This window comes from Streptomyces sp. NPDC096040, assembly GCF_040303265.1.
In the GTDB taxonomy this organism is placed as follows: domain Bacteria; phylum Actinomycetota; class Actinomycetes; order Streptomycetales; family Streptomycetaceae; genus Streptomyces.
The window spans coordinates 154,023-170,920 of sequence record NZ_JBEOTA010000016.1; the positions used below are offsets into that span (position 1 = coordinate 154,023).

The following is a 16,898-nucleotide window of genomic DNA, read 5'->3' on the forward strand; positions in this document are numbered from 1 at the left end:
TTCGGCCGGTCCACCGTAGCGTGCGCCGAGGTGGTGGATCGACCAGAGACGGAAAGGCCCTCAGCTGCCGGTGCCGGCCTTGCCCCAGTCCGGGCCCGCCCGGTCCCAGGCCTGATCCCAACGCTCGTATCTGCGACGGACCATACGCCAGACGATCATCCGTCTGGCGCCCTCGACCAGGCCCGCGGTGAGCAGGGTCGCGCCGAACCCGGCCAGCACGGCGTGGGTCGTCGCGGTGGCGGAGTCCAGCGGGCGGGCCGTCAGCAGGCCGTGCCGGTCCGTCCAGATGCCGAAGTGGTCGCCCTTGTGCGGGGACTTGAGGGTCGTCAGGGCAGCGCCGAACTGCCGGGTGCCGTCCGGTGCGGTCCAGTTGGCCAGGACGCGGCTGCGGGTGTCGTGGGCACTGGTGGCGTCGGGGTCGGGCTCGACCAGGGAGCCGTCCAGCTTCCGTACGACGGTGGCCGTGACCAGATGCCGGTCGTGGTGCTGCTGCCGGACGGACCGCTGGAGGGTGTCCTGGGCGGCGGCGCCGACGAGCGAGCCGAGCACGGGCGCGGCCACCACGATCAGCAGCAGTGCCACCAGGGCGACCCAGGCCTCGACCAGGTCGGTCGCGCGGCGCAGCGGATTGCGCCGCCAGCGCCACAGGCCGCGGATCGCTCGCACCGTCCACCACCCCCTTCCCGCTCCGTGATAACCCCCGCCCGAGCCGTTCACCCGTGAGCCCGGCCGAAGAGAGAGCGAAATCACCCCCGGCCGGGGCTTTCATGAACTTCCCACGACCCCAACGACCGGGCCGCGGGCTTGGGTTCCCGCGAGGGCGGAGATCACTCGAGTCCGAGTCGAAGCCGGCCTGGGCGAGGGCGGCGGGGGCGGTGCGGGGGCGTGGCTCGGGCGAGGGTGGTGCGGGTGGTGCAAGGGGTGTGGCTCGGGCGAGGGCGACTCGGCGGAGGGCGGCGGCTACGGGGTGAGCGCAGGGCGCAGGGCGCAGGAAGCTGGGGCGACTAGGGCGCGGCCGACGGCCGTCAGGGGAGGGGAGCCGGTGAGAGTGCGGGTGGCTCCGTCCAGGACGGGTCGGCCGTGGCGACATCAGCCGAGGACGCGCACCGGGTCCCCGACCCGGATCGTGCCGGGGGAGCACGGCACCAGGTTCTGGCCGAAGACGAGTCGGTTGCCGACCCTGCGATACCGCGCCAGCGTCCGCAGCGGTTCCCGGCCGCGCTCGGCGGTTTCCTGGTCGGTCGTGGTCACGACGCACCGCCCGCACATCTTCGACATCCGGAACTCGACCTCGCCGATGGCGATCCGTGTCCAGTCGTCCTCCGCCCACGGCTCCGTGCCCCGGACGACCACGTTCGGCCGGAAGCGGTTCATGGGGAGCGGGCCCTCGTCGGCGTGGTCGCCCTGCGCTATGAGGGAGTTGAGGGCGTCGAGCGAGGCCTGTGTGGTGAGCAGCAGGGGATAGCCGTCGGCGAAGCTGACGGTCTCGCCCGGCAGCGCGTGGTCCGGGTCGATCGGGCGGCGGGTGGCTGGATCGTCCATGTGGACGAGGCGGACGTCGGCTCCCAGATAGTCACTGCACCAGGCGTGCGCGGTCTCGGCCGCGAGGAGCGCCTCCACCTTCGTACCGAAGACGTCCACCGGCACCGTGGCCGCCGGCTTCGGGACCGGCACCTCCAGTGGGGGCCGCCCGGGCGCGGACAGGCGGATGCCGCCACCGGACAGCAGCCCGGCGGCGGCGGGCGCGAGGCGCGGCTGTTCGCGCTGGGTGACGACCTTTCCCCCGTCGTCGATCAAAGCCCAGCGCCGGTCACCGGCCAGCCCCCAGGGCTCCACAACGGCCTGCCGGGGCGAGAAGCCCCGGAGCGCCTTGACCGGGTGGACGTGTATCGACTGCAGATCGGCGATCCCCATGACGCCATCGTGCCAGGCGGCGCCGACATCAGGGGATGCCGATCAGTAGCCGCGGTACTGCTGCTGTTGCTGGTTGTTGTACGGGTCCTGGTACGGAGCCGTGGGCGCGGGGCGCGGAGCCGCCGGGCGCATCGCCTCGTACCCGGTGCCGCCCATCATCGGGCGCGGCGGCTGCGGCTGCTGCTGGCCGGGGTAGCCGCGCGGTGCCGTCGCCTGCTGGGGGATGTACGCCGTGGGCGCCTGCTGCAGCGGAGCGGGCTGCTGCATCTGCGGGTAGCCGTAGCCGGGGGCCGGCTGGGAGGGGCCCGCCGGGAGGGCGGGCAGTGCCGACGGGAGCGCGGGCAGGTTCATGCTGCTGGGCGCGTCGTAGGCGGGGGGAACCCGGATCGGGGCGATCTGCGGGGTGCCCCGCTCGGCCACGAGGGAGTCGTAGATCGGGGTGTCCGGGAAGGAGGCGGAGTAGTAGCCGCCGCCATAGGTGGAGCGGGGGGAGGTCATGGCACATAAGTTAAGCCCACGATGTGCTGGTTGGGGAGACCGATAAGAGGGTTGTTTTCCGTGTCGGCAGTGACGCCGCATCCCCAATCCGAGCGAACTCGGCAAAAAGGGACGGCAATCAACGTTCTGATCGTGTAAAGGCCGAGTTCCGCGCCGGTTACCGGCAGTTGGACAGGGATCTTCCTGTGCCTCATGGGACTTCTCTGTCCCCGGGAATAGGTTGTGCGGGTAGGGATGATCTGGGACCGCCGGGCGCGCCCGGTATGCCGACACGTGATGGGGGCGGACATGTCAATGTCGAAAGGATCCAATGCGCCGGTGCCGACCGCGGCGCTGCGTATCGAATTGGGCTGGCGCTCCGGTCCGGGTGTCCCCGACGCGGACGCCTCGGCGCTGCTGCTGGTCGCCGGAAAAGTGCGCTCCGACGGCGACTTCGTCTTCTACAACCAGCCCGCGCACACCTCCGGTGCGGTCCGCCACGAGGGCAAACGGCACTCCGGTGATCAGGTCACCGACACCCTTTTCGTCGACCTCGCGCGCGTGGAGGCCCCGATCGAGCAGATCGTCCTGGCGGCCTCCGCCGACGGCGGAACGTTCGGCCAGGTCCCCGGTCTCTACATCGAAGTCCGCGACGCGGCGAACGGGAACGAGGTCGCCCGGTTCGACAGTACCGGCGCCACGGTGGAAACCGCTTTCGTACTCGGTGAGTTGTACCGACGCCAGGGCGGCTGGAAATTCCGTGCCGTGGGACAGGGCTACAGCAGCGGGCTCGAAGGACTCGCCACCGACTTCGGGATCACGGTGGAAGAGCCGCAGCACCCGGCACCGCCGCCCGTGCCCCAGGCCACCCGGCCGGCCACCCCCGCGGTGACCACGCCCCCCGCCGCCCCGCAGGCGCCCGCCCAGGTGCCCCCGCCGCAGCCCGGCGGTCTCCCCTCCCCTCAGCACCCGGCGCCGACCGCCGGCGGCCTGCCCGTCCCGCCGCCACCCTCACCGGCCGCGCCCGTGCGCCTGTCCAAGGTGACGCTCACCAAGTCGGCGCCCTCCGTGTCCCTGGCCAAACAGGGCGGCACCTCCGGCTCGTTGCGCGTCAACCTCAACTGGCAGGTCCGCAAGCAGTCCCCGGGCTGGGGCGCCCGGCACGGCGGGGCCGACCTCGATCTCGACCTGTGCGCCCTGTACGAGCTCGCCGACGGCCGCAAGGGCGTCGTCCAGGCACTGGGCAACGCCTTCGGCTCGCTCGGCCGCCCCCCGTACATCCATCTCGACGGTGACGACCGCACCGGTGCCGTGGCGAGCGGGGAGAACCTCACCGTCAACCTCGACCACAAAGAGGACTTCCGGCGCATCCTGGTCTTCGTGACGATCTACCAGGGCGCCAGCTCCTTCGCCGACCTGCACGCCACCGTCACCCTCCAACCCCAGCACGGTGCCCCGATCGACTTCTCCCTGGACGAGTGCACTGTCCCCTCGACCGTGTGCGCCCTCGCCCTGCTCACCAACACCGGTGGCGACCTGGTCGTGCAGCGCGAGGCGCGCTATCTGGTCCCGGATCGCGGGGTGAGCCCCCAGCGGACCGTCGACCGCGCCTACGGCTGGGGCATGAACTGGACGCCCGGCCGTAAGTGACCGTGAGGGAGCGGTTCAGCCCTCGTCGGCCACGGCGCCGGGACGCGCGTACGTACGGCCCTTCCAGGCCGCCCCGCGCCCGCGGTAGTGCTGCACCGCCGAGTCGACCGTCATCAGGAGATAGAGGAACGCGGTGAACGGCAGCAGAGGGGCGAGCCACAGCGGCTGCCGGTAGTAGCGGAGCATCGGCACGTACGTCGCGGTCATCACCAGCCAGGCCGCGGCCCCGACGAGTGCCGCCGCCGCGCTGCCGGCTACCGCGCCCGCCAGCACCGCCGCCGGGGGTACCAGGTACACCAGCGCGAGACCGGCGACCGTACCGAGGAGCAGCAGCGGGTTGTGCCGCAGTTGCGCGTACGCGCTGCGGGAGACCATCCGCCACAGGTCGTGCAGTCGTGGATAGGGCCGGACGCTGTCCACCCGGTCCGCGAGCCCCAGCCAGATGTGGCCGCCGGAACCCTTCACGGCACGGGCGAGCGCCACGTCGTCGATCACGGCGTGCCGGATCGCGTCCGGGATGCGCGCCCTCTCCGCCGTATCGGCGCGCAGCAGCACACAACCGCCCGCCGCTGCCGCCGTACGCGACCCCCTCCGGCCGATCCGGCGGAACGGGTACAGCTGGGCGAAGAAGTAGACGAAGGCGGGGACCACGAGCCGTTCCCACAGGCTCTCCACCCGCAGCCGGGCCATCTGCGAGACCGCGTCGAAGCCCCCCGTGCGCGCGCCCGCCACCAGCAGCCGCAGGCTGTCCGGCTCGTGTGCGATGTCCGCGTCCGTCAGCAGCAGATACTCGGGGTCACGCGCGCGTGCCAGAGAGATGCCGTGCCGTACCGCCCACAGCTTGCCGGTCCAGCCCGCCGGCGGCTCGCCGGGCGAGGCCACGGTCAGCGTCAGCCCGCCGTGGCGCGCGGCCAGCTCCCGGGCCAGCTCACCGGTGCCGTCCGTACTGCCGTCGTCGACCAGGAACACCTCCACCCGCCCCGGGTAGTCCTGCGTCAGCAGCGACGGCAGACTCAGGGGGAGTACGGCGGCCTCGTCCCGGGCCGGCACGACCACGCACACATCCGGCCACTTCTCAGGATCGTGCCGGGGTGGCAGCCGGACGTCGGTGCGCCAGAAGAAGCCCTGGCAGAGCAGCAGCCACAGCCAGGCGGCGAGGGATACGGCGGCGGTCCACACGATGGCGCTCACCCGCGCAGTCTGCACCATGGGACCTGACCCCAACGGCCCATCGTCTATCGTGGCCGGGTGAAGATCGCGCTCATCGACTCCGGCATCGGCCTGCTGGCGGCCACCGCAGCGGTACGGCGGCTGCGCCCCGACGCGGATCTCGTCCTCTCCTTCGACCCCGAGGGCATGCCCTGGGGGCCCCGCACCCCCGAAGGCATCACCGAGCGCGCCCTGGCCGTCGCCGAGGCCGCGGCAGCCCGTCACCCCGACGCGATGATCGTCGGCTGCAACACGGCGACCGTGCACTCCCTGTCCGCACTGCGCGCCCGCCTCGAACCCGGCATCCCCGTCGTCGGCACCGTCCCGGCGATCAAGCCCGCCGCGGCCGGTGGTGGCCCCGTGGCGATCTGGGCGACACCCGCGACCACCGGCAGCGCCTACCAGCGGGGCCTCATCGAGGACTTCGCCGACGGCGTGCCGGTCACCGAGGTGCCCTGCTGGGGCCTCGCCGAGGCCGTGGAGCACGCCGACCAGGCGGCCGTCGACGCCGCCGTGAGCGCGGCGGCCCAGCTCACACCGGACGACGTAAGGACTGTCGTCCTGGGCTGCACCCATTACGAACTCCTGGCGGAACGTATCCGCACCGCCGTCCAGCGCCCCGGCGCCGCACCCGTCGCCCTGCACGGGTCCGCCGGAGCCGTGGCCGCCCAGGCGCTGCGCCGGATCGGTGCGCAGCCGGCCCCCGACGCACCGGCCACCGGCACGGTGACGGTGCTGCTCAACGGCCGCGAGGGCGGACTCCCCGAGGCCGCGCTCAGCTACGCCGAGGCCCGCCTGCTGCGGACGGTCAGCCCCGCCGCGTCCCAGTGAACCCTCCGGGGCCGCCGATACCGCCGATGTGAGCAGTCGCCCTCCGCAACGTAGTACCCGCGCAGCGAAACCTGAGTAATCTCGTAGACATGAGGGACCACCCCCACGACCGCTCCCCGGACGAGGACGCCCCGCACCCGGATGTCTGGACGGGGCGCGCCACCAACCGGGTCCAGTGGCTGCTGGCGCTGGTCGGCGCGGCCTGCATGGCGCTCGGCATCGAACTGGCCGTGGACTCCGCCTGGACCTCGGGGATCGCCCCGCTGGTGATGTCCGTCGTGGGCTGCATCGCCGCCGGGCTGCTGGTCCTCTTCGGCACCCTCGCCTTCGTGCATGTCGATCTGAAGCTCGACAAGGAGTGCCTCGAAGTCCGCTGCGGCCATATAGGGGTGCCGCGCCGCCGTATTCCGCTCTCCCATGTGGTCGGCGCCGACTTCACGCCGCAGATCACTCCGCGTCACTGGGGCGGCTGGGGCTACCGCTGGCGGCCGGAGAAGGGCACGGCCGTCGTCGTCCGCCGCGGCGAGGGCATCGTCCTGAGCCTGTGGGACGGCCACACCTTCACGATCACCGTGGACAACGCCGAGTCGGCGGTCCGGGTCATCAGGGAACGCCTGCGGACGATCGCACCGGGCACCGCCCACTGAGATGACTCGCGTGCCTGTATGGCCCAACCACATGTGTCCGGAGCACATGGGCGTGTGCCGGGGGCACATGGACGTCCGCCTCAGCTCTGTGGAAGACCCGCCACCCACGGCCGGGCCGTCGCCAGGCCCGCCAGTAGGCCGGCGCCCGCCGACACCGTCGTGAAACTCAGGGCGTTGCCGACCGCGGCGATCGAGGCCAGTGCCGTGAGCGCCGCGACCGCGGTGAGCACGACCGGCGTGGAGCGGGGTGAGCGCCACAGGGCGTAGAGAATCCAGCAGAACGCGGCGGCCAGCAGGAGGGCACCGACCAGACCCTGTTCGGCGGCCTGCTGGAGCGGCGCGGAGTGCGGCTTGCCGTCGGGCAGCAGGGCCTCGGACGCGGTGCCGCTCAGCTCGCCGAACCGGCCGGGGCCGACGCCCAGGGCACTGTTCCGGCGGGCGAGATGCAGGGCGTCCCGCCACAGCTGGACGCGGTGCTCGGTGAGGGGGCCGACCAGGGCGGTGCTGAGGCCGGTGGGCAGGACGTTCGCGGCGACCGCCCAGACCGTGCCGGTCACCAGCGCGGCCACCAGGGCCAGGCCCGCGATGCCCGGGCCCCGACGGCGCATTCGGCCGGCGGCCAGGGAGCACATCAGCACGGCGGCACTGGCCGCGCACCCCATCACCGAGCCCATGGCCGCACCGGTCACCCCGATCCCGGCGGCCAGCGTCCGCAGTCCGAAGCGCAGTGCCGGAACCGGTGTCGCCCAGACGGCGCAGCACACGCCACCCGTCGCGAGGACCAGCAGCGCCGCGACGGCACCGGCACGGCCGAGCGGCGTCGTGAACTGGGGGCCTGCCGCCACCTCGGGCATCGCCACCGCCAGGCCCAGCCCGGCCAGCGCGCCGACACAGGGCGCGGCCACCGGCCACAGCGCCCCCGACATCCGGCCCGCGGCATAGCCCGCGGCCACGGCGAGCACCGCCAGCAGCATGCCCTCGGGCCGTCCGTCACGCCCGGCCGCCGAGAGCAGCGGCCACCCGGCGCACGCCCCGAGCACCACGACGCCCACCGCATCAGAAACGTTTCGTCTCTCGTTGTCCGCGTCCGTGCCGGCAGCGGACATCATCCCGGTCGACCCCACCGTCGCCCCCCGTACCCGGTCCCCCGACCTGTGGCAGGCCCCGCCGCCCGCCTCGGCACACGGTAACCGGTGATGCCCGCTTTGTGGACGACTTGAGCGGGAACGGTGTGATTCCTGCATGCCGAGACCGTGCTGTCGGCCGCAAGGCCAGCCGCCGTACACTCCCGGAGTGACCGTCACCGCAACTTCCGTCGACCAGTCGGACCAGCTCACACCGCGCCTCGCGCCCCGCGCACGCGGCCTGCGGCTGCTCCGCCGCCTGGTCCCGGCGGCCGCCGCCGCGCTCAGTGGAGTGCTGCTGTACGTCAGCTTCCCGCCGCGCACCCTGTGGTGGCTGGCCGTGCCCGCCTTCGCCGGACTCGGGTGGGTGCTGCGCGGCCGTACCTGGAAGGCGGCACTCGGCGTCGGCTATCTGTTCGGACTCGGTTTCCTGCTGCCCCTGCTGGTGTGGACCGGCGTCGAGGTCGGCCCCGGGCCGTGGCTCGCGCTGGTGGCCATCGAGGCGATCTTCGTCGCCCTGGTCGGTGTGGGCGTCGCCGCCGTGTCCAAACTACCGGTCTGGCCGGTATGGGCGGCCGCCGTGTGGATCGCTGGTGAGGCGGCACGCGCGCGTGTGCCCTTCAGCGGCTTCCCCTGGGGCAAGATCGCCTTCGGCCAGGCGGACGGCGTCTTCCTGCCGCTCGCCGCGGTGGGCGGCACCCCCGTGCTCGGCTTCGCGGTCGTCCTGTGCGGATTCGGTCTGTACGAGGTGGTGCGCCTGGCCGTCGAGGGGCGCCGTACGCGTGAGATCCGGCGCGCGGCGGCGGCCGCGGCCCTGCTGAGTGTGGCCGTCCCCGTGGTGGGCGCGGTGGCCGCTCGGACGCTGGTGAGCGACAAGGCGGAGGACGGCTCGGTCACCGTCGCGGTCATCCAGGGCAATGTGCCGCGCGCCGGCCTTGATTTCGCGTCCCAGCGGCAGGCCGTGCTCGACTACCACGTGAAGGAGACGCTCAAGCTGGCCGCCGACGTCAAGGCGGGCAAGGCCGCCAAGCCGGACTTCGTGCTGTGGCCGGAGAACTCCTCCGACGTCGACCCGTTCGCCGACGCCGACGCGGCCGCCGTGATCGACGAGGCTGCCACGGCGATGGGCGTGCCCATCTCGGTCGGCGGGGTCGTCGAACGCGACGGCAAGCTCCTCAACGAGCAGATCCTCTGGGACCCGGTCAAGGGCCCGACGGCGACGTACGACAAACGGCAGATCCAGCCCTTCGGCGAGTACCTTCCGCTACGCGGTCTGGTCGGCGCCATCAACAAGGACTGGACCAGCATGGTCCGGCAGGACTTCAGCCGGGGTTCAAAGCCCGGCGTGTTCGACATCGACGGAACCAAGGTCGGCCTCGCCACCTGCTACGAGGCCGCCTTCGACTGGGACGTGCGGGACACCGTCACGCACGGCGCCGAGATGATCTCCGTGCCGAGCAACAACGCCACGTTCGACCGCAGCGAGATGACCTACCAGCAGCTCGCCATGTCCCGTATCCGCGCGGTAGAGCACAGCCGGACCGTCACCGTGCCGGTGACCAGCGGCGTCAGTGCGATCATCATGCCGGATGGGAAGATCACCCAGAAGACCGGCATGTTCGTACCCGCCTACCTGGTCCAGAAGGTGCCGCTGCGCACCTCCGAGACCCCCGCGACCAAGCTGGGCATCCTGCCCGAGATCGCGTTGGTGCTGGTCGCGGCGGGTGGGGTCGGCTGGGCGATCGGCTCCGGGCTGCGCTCCCGGCGCGCCGGTGACGCGTAGCCGTACACCCGCTGCACGCCCCGTGGCTTCGACCGGTGCGGTAGGACCGGGCGGTTAGGGTCGGCGCATGGCTACTCCTGACTTCATCCGCACGATCCGGGCCTCGGCGGGCCACCAGTTGCTGTGGCTGCCCGGGATCACTGCCATCGTCTTCGACGACGAGGGCAGAGTGCTGCTGGGCCGTCGTACCGACACCCGCAAGTGGTCGGTCATCGGCGGCATTCCGGAGCCCGGGGAGCAGCCTGCCGCCTGCGCCGTGCGGGAGGTCTTCGAGGAGACGGCGGTGCGCTGTGTCGCCGAGCGGGTGGTCCTCGTCCAGGCGCTGAACCCCGTCACCTACCCGAACGGCGACATCTGCCAGTACATGGACATCACTTTCCGATGCCGGGCCGTCGGCGGCGAGGCCCGCGTCAACGACGACGAGTCGCTGGAGGTGGCCTGGTTCGACGTGGACGCCCTGCCGCAGCTGAACGAGTTCGGTGTGCACCGGATCAAGCAGGCCATGTCGGATGCACCCACATGGTTCGACGCTACGGCTTTCAGCTGAAGTATGTGCGCTGACCCTATGTGGTCCCGGGGGAGGGCCGCCTAGGGTCGGATCATGAGCTCGCCCAGTGCCCTTCCCGACCCCCGCCCTCCCGCGCTCGACCTGCGCGGCCGCACCGCCCTTGTCACCGGTGCCGCCAGCGGCATCGGCCGCGCCTGCGCGCTGCGCCTCGCGGCCGCCGGAGCCGCGGTGAGAGCCGTGGACCGGGACGCGGCGGGGCTGGCCGAACTGACCGAGGCGGCCCAGCGGGTCGCGGGCCCGGCGGGCGGTCCCGTCGAGCCGTACGTCCTCGACCTCACCGACCTGGACGCGGCCGAACGCGCCGCCGCCGGCACCGATGTCCTCGTCAACAACGCGGGCATCCAACTGGTGCGCCCCATTGAGGAGTTCCCCCCGGACGTCTTCCACACCGTGCTGACGGTGATGCTGGAGGCCCCGTTCCGGCTCATCCGGGGTGCCCTGCCGCACATGTACGGGCAGGGCTGGGGGCGGATCGTGAATGTGTCCTCCGTCCATGGGTTGCGCGCCTCCGCCTTCAAGTCCGCCTATGTGGCCGCCAAACACGGTCTGGAGGGGCTGTCCAAGACGGCCGCCTTGGAGGGCGCACCCCATGGCGTGACCTCCAATTGTGTGAACCCCGGCTATGTGCGCACCCCACTGGTGGAGAAGCAGCTCGCCGACCAGGCCCGGGCCCACGGCATCCCCGACGAACGGGTGCTGTCCGAGGTGCTCCTGACGGACACCGCCGTGAAACGGCTCCTCGAACCGGACGAGGTCGCCGAGGCCGTGGCCTATCTGTGCGGTCCTCACGCCTCGTTCGTCACGGGCACCTCGCTGGTGCTCGACGGCGGCTGGACGGCCCACTGAAGGCCCGGGCAGCCGCCGGTCCACGAGTTTTCCACAGGCCCGACGGGCCGGAGCGGCGATGCGGAATCCTGTGACCATGTCCCGCAATCACGCGCAGTCCGCCAGGTGGCCGGCCCCGGCAGAAGCGGTCGGCGCTCTCGCCGAGGGTGCCGAGATGCCCGGGGGCGCCGAGGTGCCCTCCGGCGCCGAGTCGGCGTACCTCGAACTGCTGGCCAGGGGCGCCTCGGCGGAGGCGTACGAGCAGCCGCTGCTGGTCGCCCGTGCCGAAGGCCGGCCGGCCGAGCGGATCGCCGAGCTGGAGCGGGCCAGACTCCTCGCGCTGCGGGTCCGCACCGAGCTGGAGGGCAGACGGCGGCGCGAGGCGGAGCTGTCCGCGCTGTTCGAGACCGCGCACGACCTGGCGGGGCTGCGGGACGTGGACGCCGTGCTCCAGGCGATCGTCCAGCGCGCCCGCTCTCTGCTCGGCACGGACGTCGCCTACCTGAGCCTCAACGACCCGGCGCGCGGCGACACCTACATGAGGGTCACCGAGGGATCCGTCGCGGCCCGCTTCCAGCAGCTGCGGCTCGGCATGGGGGAGGGACTCGGCGGGCTCGTCGCACAGACCGCGCGGCCGTACGTCACCGAGGACTACTTCAAGGACGACCGCTTCCAGCACACCCTCACCATCGACGCCGGGGTGCGCGACGAGGGCCTGGTCGCCATCCTCGGGGTGCCTCTGATGCTGGGGCCGCACGTCATCGGTGTGCTGTTCGCGGCGGACCGGCGGGCGCGCGTCTTCGAACGGGAGCAGATCGCGCTGCTCGGCTCCTTCGCCGCGCTGGCCGCGGCCGCCATCGACGGGGCGAACCTGCTCACGGAGACCCGTTCGGCCATGGCCGGCCTGGAGCGTGCCAACGAGATCATCAAGGACCGCAGCGCGGTCATCGAACGCGCCTCGGACGTCCACGACCGGCTCGCCGAACTCGTGCTGCGCGGCGGCGGAGTCCATGACGTGGCCGCCGCCGTCTCCCAAGTCCTCGGCGGCACGGTCGAGTTCACCGACACCGACACCGCCGGCACGCGCTCGCTGGCGACCTCGCGCACGGAAGGTCACGCGGTCCGGCACGGCGAGGACTGGATCGCTGCGGTCGCCGCCGGCGGCGAACTGCTCGGCGCGCTGGTGCTGCGCGGCCACCCCCGCCTTGACCCCGTCGACCAGCGCACCCTGGAACGCGCCGCCATGGTCACCTCGCTGCTCCTGCTGGCCCGCCGCTCCGCAGCCGAGGCCGAACAGCGCGTGCGCGGCGAGCTGCTGGACGACCTCCTCCACGCACGCGACCGCGACCCGCGCCAACTGCGTGACCGCACCGCCCGGTTGGGCGCCGACCTCGACGCCACCCACGTCGTGCTCGCCGCCCGGCTGGACGGCCCGGCGGCCGACGCCGAGGACGAGGCGGCCGCCCGCCGCCGGCTCTGGTCGGCCGCCTCCCACCTCGCCACCACCCGGCACGGCCTGGCCGCGGCCCGCGACGGCGGCATCGTCCTGCTGCTGCCCCTCGGCCCCGGTGACACCGCCGCCGGCGTGGCCCGCCGCACCGCCCGCCACCTCGGCACCGCCGTCCACCAGCCGGTGACCGTCGGTGCATCCGCGCCCGTCGCCGACCTCGCCGCCCGTCCCGACGCCGTGGCCGCCGGCTATGCCGAGGGCCGCCGCTGTCTGGACACGCTCAACCTCCTGGGCCGGGGCGGGGACGGGGCCGCCGCCGAGGACTTCGGCTTCCTCGGCCTGCTCCTCGCCGGGGAACGGGACGTCGCCGGATTCGTGGAACGCACCATCGGCCCGGTCGTCGCGTACGACGCACGGCGCGGTACAGAACTGCTGCGCACCCTCGACGCGTACTTCGCCTGCGGGATGAGCCCGGCCCACACGAAGGACGAGCTCCACGTCCACGTCAACACGGTCGCCCAGCGACTGGAGCGCGTCGCCCGCCTCCTCGGTGACGACTGGCAGAGCCCCGCGCGGGTTCTGGAGGTCCAACTGGCGCTGCGTCTGCACCGGTTGGGGGCGCCACCGGAGCGCCGCTGATCCCCCGGGGGGACCTGCGGCGCATGCTTACGCGGTGTGCGCGTCGGCCTTGCTGCTCGCCGTTACGGTGCCGGCGTCGTCGTCGGCCAGGTCCCGCTGCCGGGTCTCCTTCGCCACGGCCACCGCGAGCAGAGTGAGCAGGGAGGCCGCGATGACGTACAGGGCGATCGGGGTCGAGCTGCCGTAGTCGGACAGGAGCGCGGTGGCGATCAGCGGGGCCGGTGCCCCGGCGGCGACGGAGGCGAACTGGGCGCCGACGGAGGCACCGGAGTAGCGCATCCGGGTCGCGAACATCTCGGAGAAGAAGGCGGCCTGGGGCGCGTACATGGCGCCGTGCAGGACGAGACCGACGGTCACCGCAAGCACCAGGCACCCGAACCGCCCGGTGTCGACCAGGGAGAAGAACGGGAACATCCACAACCCGATCCCGGCCGCACCCAGCAGATACACGGGCCGCCGCCCGACCCGGTCGGACAGTGCGCCCCACGCCGGGATCACGGCGAAGTGCACGGCGGAGCCGATGAGTACGGCGTTCAGGGCCGTCTGCTTGGAGACACCGGCGGAGGCGGTGGCGTAGACCAGGATGAAGGCGGTGATGACGTAGTAGCTGATGTTCTCCGCCATACGCGCGCCCATCGCCACGAGCACATCGCGCCAGTGGTGCCGCAACACGGAGACGAGTGGGGGCGGTTCGGCCGCCCCGTCCCCGCCCCGCGCCTCGGCCCGCGCCAACGCCTCCCGGAACACGGGTGACTCGTCGACGGAGAGGCGGACCCACAGACCGACGACGACCAGGACACCGGACAGCAGGAACGGGATCCGCCAGCCCCAGCTCGCGAAGGCGCCGTCCGAGAGCACGGCGGTGAGCAGCGACAGCACACCGGTCGCGAGCAACTGACCGGCCGGCGCCCCGGTCTGCGGCCACGACGCCCAGAACCCGCGCCTGCGCGCGTCCCCGTGTTCGGACACCAGCAGGACGGCGCCGCCCCACTCACCGCCGAGCGCGAACCCCTGGACGAGCCGCAGGAGCGTCAGCAGAACAGGCGCCGCACTGCCGACCGTCGCATGGGTCGGCAGCAGCCCGATGGCGAAGGTCGCCCCGCCCATCAGCAGCAGACTCAGCACGAGCAGCCGCTTGCGCCCCAGCCGGTCCCCGTAATGCCCGAACACCAGCGCCCCCAGCGGCCGGGCGGCGAACCCGACGGCGTAGGTCAGGAACGACAGCAGGGTGCCGACGAGCGGGTCGGAGCCGGGGAAGAACAGCTTGTTGAAGACGAGGGCGGCCGCGGAGCCGTACAGGAAGAAGTCGTACCACTCGATGGTGGTCCCGATGAGGCTGGCGGCGACGATACGGGGGAGGCTGGCGGGGGGTGGGGGAGCGGTTGTTGCTTCGGGTGCCATGTGCGCCACTTCCTCGTGTGCGGTGGGGACGGGTACGTGTCGGCACACCGTAGGAAGATGCAGGTCAGGGGCACATGTGGTGGGGCAACATAGTTCGCGGGTTGGCTATGCGTGTGGCCACCATGCCGACTCATGGAAGGGCGGTTCAGAGGCTCGAAGGTGGTTGAAACGAGTGCCGTCCGGGACGCCTGGTTCGGGGTGAGTTGACGGTGCGGTGCTGACCCCCGTGGAGTTCGAGGATGTCGAACAGGGGATTCGCCCCAGGTGGCCCAGCGCACGGCACCCACCAGCTGAGCAGGATGATGTCCTGCTGACGCGCGAACTCTTCGGCGGCCTTGGTGAAGGTGCCATTGGTGATCACGATCGCGATGTCAGCGTTGTGGACAGGGCCAGCGGTGCCGTTCAGCTCGCGGATGGTCGGCACTCCCACGGGCTTCGCCTTGGTGGTGTGCTTGCACTGGAAGACCAACCTGTCGCCGGCGGGCGTCGTGGCGATGACGTCGGCGCCCCCGTCGTGAGGTCCGCCGTGCCGTCGTTCGACGTCAAGTCCGTCGCGGGCTGCCAGGTCGGAGACCAGTCGTTCGAACCGGCGGTGGGTGTTCCAGGCGTCCTGCTGAGAGGTTTGCCATGGAGACCCACATCCTCGCGTCCATCGCGATCACCTCGAGCTGTGGCTCAGTGTGCGCCGTTGCCGCTCGGTGCGGTGAACGGCTCGACAGCGGTCCGTCGGCGGAGCCGACGGACACCCGCTTCGGCGCTGGTGTCCTGAGCAGGTTCCGTATCCGCCTGGCCAGTCACGGCATGGAGCGTGCGGTCTGCGGCCGACTGGGGCTGAGATGAGGCAAGCGTTGGGCTCGTGCCGCAGTAGTGCGACGCGAGCCCAGCCCTTGCCGGTCAGATAGAGCCGCCGTCAAAAGGCGCCGGTGCCGTTGGGTGTGCCGAGGCCGGTCGGCCCGTCGTATCCCGGACCCGCGGTGCACAGGTAATTGCCGCCGCAGGAGCCGTTGCTGTCCGAAGTGACGTCGTTGAGCGCCGATGTGTGGTTGTACGGATACGAGCCGTTGACGACCTGAGAGGTGTTTCCGGCCAGTGCGTAGACGCTCGCGATGATCGGCGACGAGACGCTGGTGCCGCCGACTTCGACCCATCCGTCGGCACCCTGTGCGAGACCGAGTTGAAGCTCGGTGTCGCACAACAATCCGCCGCCGCAGCTGTTGTACGTGTCGTGGACCGCCACCCCGGTGTTGGGGTCGGCGACCGCGGCCACATCGGCGACGGCGCGCTTGGCGCATCCGGAGTCGTGCTGCCAGGACGGCTTGGCCTCATACGCCGAGCAGCCCGAGCCCGCACCGCTCCACGCCGTCTCGGTCCAGCCGCGGGAGTTGGACGCCCTGCTCAGCGAGGTGCCGCCCACGGCGGTGACGTACGGAGAGGAGGCCGGCCAGGAGACGCCGTAACCGGAGTCACCCGAGCTCGCTGCGATCGCGACGCCGGGATGGTTGAAGTGCGAGTCGACGGAGGTGACGGTGTTGTCCTCGGACCCACCCCAGCTGTTGGAGACGGAGACGACGCCCGATGTGGTGGCGGCGGTGTCCTCGGCCGTCATGAGATCCGAGACGTTCGCCGAGTCTGCCTCGACCAGGACGATGTGGCAGCCAGGGCATGTCGCCGAAACCATGTCGAGGTCGAGGCTGGTCTCCTCGGCCCATCCGTAGTCACCGGAGGGCAGTGGCGATGCATGGCCACTCTGGTTCACCTTGCGGAAGCAGCCGTTGGCTGTGGTGCACGACGGCAGACCGTAGGCGCTGCGGTAAGCGGCCAGATCGGACTCGGCGTTCGGATCGTCCATGGCGTCGACGATGGCCACCGTTCGACCGGATCCCGAGGTACCGCCCAGCTTGTAGGCGGAACGCAGATCAGACGGTACGTACCCCATCGTGGTCGGGGATCCGGTGGTGAACGGTGACATGCGGCCCGAGGTGGTGCGGTGGGCCTTCATGACGCCGAAACAGTGGGCCTGTCCCGGTTGCAAGGGACGGAAGCAGCCGAAGTCCGTCGTACCCGCGGAAGCGGACGCGCGCGGAGTGGACGAGAGAGCGGCGGCCTGGACACCGGTGGCCAGGCCGATGGTGAGGGCAGTGACGACCAGTGTGCACATCGCGGTGAGGGCAGCTGCCATCCTCCGCGCCCGGCGTCTCAGTTGATGGTGGTGGATCACCGGGGATCCGGAGGGTATCTCGCTGCCTTGCATCAAGCCTCCGTGCGGTTTGAGCCGGTTCGGAAGGGCCACATGACCAAAAATCAGCGATGACAGACGGAATGTCAGGTCAGTTGCGGCCGATTGGATTCACCATGCTGCCCCCTCTCGCACTGGTCAAGA

General features: G+C 71.7%; 14 protein-coding genes and 1 pseudogene. 7 read left to right on the top strand and 8 right to left on the bottom strand.

Annotated features, from left to right (window positions below; translation table 11 throughout):
• Positions 1-60: 60 nt before the first annotated feature.
• The 3 genes from ABTY98_RS23340 to ABTY98_RS23350 form a co-directional block, all read right to left on the bottom strand.
• A complete protein-coding gene (locus ABTY98_RS23340) occupies positions 61-666 on the bottom strand; it encodes an Rv1733c family protein (RefSeq protein ID WP_352222876.1) in 606 nt (201 codons plus the stop codon).
• Positions 667-1,089: 423 nt separating this feature from the next.
• Positions 1,090-1,914, bottom strand: coding sequence for an MOSC domain-containing protein (locus ABTY98_RS23345; protein ID WP_352222877.1), 825 nt, complete (start codon positions 1,912-1,914; stop codon positions 1,090-1,092).
• 42 nt (positions 1,915-1,956) lie between these two features.
• Positions 1,957-2,412: a DUF6643 family protein gene (locus ABTY98_RS23350; protein ID WP_352222878.1), complete on the bottom strand. Its 456-nt coding sequence runs from the start codon at positions 2,410-2,412 to the stop codon at positions 1,957-1,959.
• A 276-nt stretch (positions 2,413-2,688) separates the two neighbouring features.
• On the opposite strand from ABTY98_RS23350, the gene ABTY98_RS23355 reads away from it, so the two are divergent.
• Positions 2,689-4,041 carry a TerD family protein gene (locus ABTY98_RS23355; RefSeq protein WP_352222879.1) on the top strand — a complete coding sequence of 451 codons (1,353 nt, stop codon included), beginning with the start codon at positions 2,689-2,691 and terminating at the stop codon, positions 4,039-4,041.
• A 15-nt stretch (positions 4,042-4,056) separates the two neighbouring features.
• On the opposite strand, the gene ABTY98_RS23360 is transcribed toward ABTY98_RS23355, so the two are convergent.
• Positions 4,057-5,250: a glycosyltransferase gene (locus tag ABTY98_RS23360; RefSeq protein ID WP_352222880.1), complete on the bottom strand. Its 1,194-nt coding sequence runs from the start codon at positions 5,248-5,250 to the stop codon at positions 4,057-4,059.
• 39 nt (positions 5,251-5,289) lie between these two features.
• On the opposite strand from ABTY98_RS23360, the gene ABTY98_RS23365 reads away from it, so the two are divergent.
• The gene (locus ABTY98_RS23365; protein WP_352222881.1) at positions 5,290-6,081 is read left to right on the top strand and encodes a glutamate racemase; all 792 of its coding nucleotides are present in this window, start codon (positions 5,290-5,292) and stop codon (positions 6,079-6,081) included.
• Positions 6,082-6,170: 89 nt separating this feature from the next.
• Entirely contained in the window at positions 6,171-6,728 is a 558-nt protein-coding gene (locus ABTY98_RS23370; protein ID WP_352222882.1) for a hypothetical protein, read from the top strand.
• A gap of 80 nt (positions 6,729-6,808) precedes the next feature.
• Here the strand turns inward: ABTY98_RS23370 and ABTY98_RS23375 are convergent, their stop codons facing one another.
• A complete protein-coding gene (locus tag ABTY98_RS23375) occupies positions 6,809-7,837 on the bottom strand; it encodes an O-antigen ligase family protein (protein ID WP_352222883.1) in 1,029 nt (342 codons plus the stop codon).
• 184 nt (positions 7,838-8,021) lie between these two features.
• Here ABTY98_RS23375 and lnt point away from each other — a divergent pair, with 184 nt between their 5' ends.
• The 4 genes from lnt (at position 8,022) to ABTY98_RS23395 (ending at position 13,117) form a co-directional block, all read left to right on the top strand.
• Positions 8,022-9,635 carry an apolipoprotein N-acyltransferase gene (lnt, locus tag ABTY98_RS23380; RefSeq protein ID WP_352222884.1) on the top strand — a complete coding sequence of 538 codons (1,614 nt, stop codon included), beginning with the start codon at positions 8,022-8,024 and terminating at the stop codon, positions 9,633-9,635.
• A gap of 67 nt (positions 9,636-9,702) precedes the next feature.
• On the top strand, positions 9,703-10,182 hold the full coding sequence (locus tag ABTY98_RS23385) for an NUDIX hydrolase (RefSeq protein WP_352222885.1): 480 nt from the start codon (positions 9,703-9,705) through the stop codon (positions 10,180-10,182).
• Positions 10,183-10,236: 54 nt separating this feature from the next.
• Positions 10,237-11,049, top strand: coding sequence for a 3-hydroxybutyrate dehydrogenase (locus tag ABTY98_RS23390; RefSeq protein ID WP_352222886.1), 813 nt, complete (start codon positions 10,237-10,239; stop codon positions 11,047-11,049).
• Between the two features lie 76 nt (positions 11,050-11,125).
• Positions 11,126-13,117, top strand: coding sequence for a helix-turn-helix domain-containing protein (locus ABTY98_RS23395; protein ID WP_502994323.1), 1,992 nt, complete (start codon positions 11,126-11,128; stop codon positions 13,115-13,117).
• A 27-nt stretch (positions 13,118-13,144) separates the two neighbouring features.
• On the opposite strand, the gene ABTY98_RS23400 is transcribed toward ABTY98_RS23395, so the two are convergent.
• The 3 genes and pseudogenes from ABTY98_RS23400 to ABTY98_RS23410 all read right to left on the bottom strand — a co-directional run bounded on the left by ABTY98_RS23400 (position 13,145) and on the right by ABTY98_RS23410 (position 16,697).
• Positions 13,145-14,518 (bottom strand): MFS transporter, encoded by a 1,374-nt coding sequence (locus ABTY98_RS23400; RefSeq protein ID WP_352222887.1) that lies wholly within the window; start codon positions 14,516-14,518, stop codon positions 13,145-13,147.
• 145 nt (positions 14,519-14,663) lie between these two features.
• Positions 14,664-15,104: pseudogene (locus ABTY98_RS23405) on the bottom strand (restriction endonuclease); the annotation flags it as partial.
• Positions 15,105-15,428: 324 nt separating this feature from the next.
• Positions 15,429-16,697, bottom strand: a complete 1,269-nt coding sequence (locus ABTY98_RS23410) for a S53 family peptidase (protein WP_352222888.1) — start codon at positions 16,695-16,697, stop codon at positions 15,429-15,431.
• Positions 16,698-16,898 lie beyond the last annotated feature (201 nt).

Excerpts from the sequence above, each read along its gene's own strand:
- ABTY98_RS23395 (WP_502994323.1), top strand. The coding sequence starts at position 11,126 with ATGTCCCGCAATCACGCGCAGTCCGCCAGGTGGCCGGCCCCGGCAGAA.
- ABTY98_RS23375 (WP_352222883.1), bottom strand. The coding sequence starts at position 7,837 with ATGATGTCCGCTGCCGGCACGGACGCGGACAACGAGAGACGAAACGTT.
- ABTY98_RS23370 (WP_352222882.1), top strand. The coding sequence starts at position 6,171 with ATGAGGGACCACCCCCACGACCGCTCCCCGGACGAGGACGCCCCGCAC.
- ABTY98_RS23390 (WP_352222886.1), top strand. The coding sequence starts at position 10,237 with ATGAGCTCGCCCAGTGCCCTTCCCGACCCCCGCCCTCCCGCGCTCGAC.
- ABTY98_RS23355 (WP_352222879.1), top strand. The coding sequence starts at position 2,689 with ATGGGGGCGGACATGTCAATGTCGAAAGGATCCAATGCGCCGGTGCCG.
- ABTY98_RS23350 (WP_352222878.1), bottom strand. The coding sequence starts at position 2,412 with ATGACCTCCCCCCGCTCCACCTATGGCGGCGGCTACTACTCCGCCTCC.
- ABTY98_RS23360 (WP_352222880.1), bottom strand. The coding sequence starts at position 5,250 with ATGGTGCAGACTGCGCGGGTGAGCGCCATCGTGTGGACCGCCGCCGTA.
- ABTY98_RS23345 (WP_352222877.1), bottom strand. The coding sequence starts at position 1,914 with ATGGGGATCGCCGATCTGCAGTCGATACACGTCCACCCGGTCAAGGCG.
- ABTY98_RS23385 (WP_352222885.1), top strand. The coding sequence starts at position 9,703 with ATGGCTACTCCTGACTTCATCCGCACGATCCGGGCCTCGGCGGGCCAC.
- ABTY98_RS23400 (WP_352222887.1), bottom strand. The coding sequence starts at position 14,518 with ATGGCACCCGAAGCAACAACCGCTCCCCCACCCCCCGCCAGCCTCCCC.
- ABTY98_RS23410 (WP_352222888.1), bottom strand. The coding sequence starts at position 16,697 with ATGGCAGCTGCCCTCACCGCGATGTGCACACTGGTCGTCACTGCCCTC.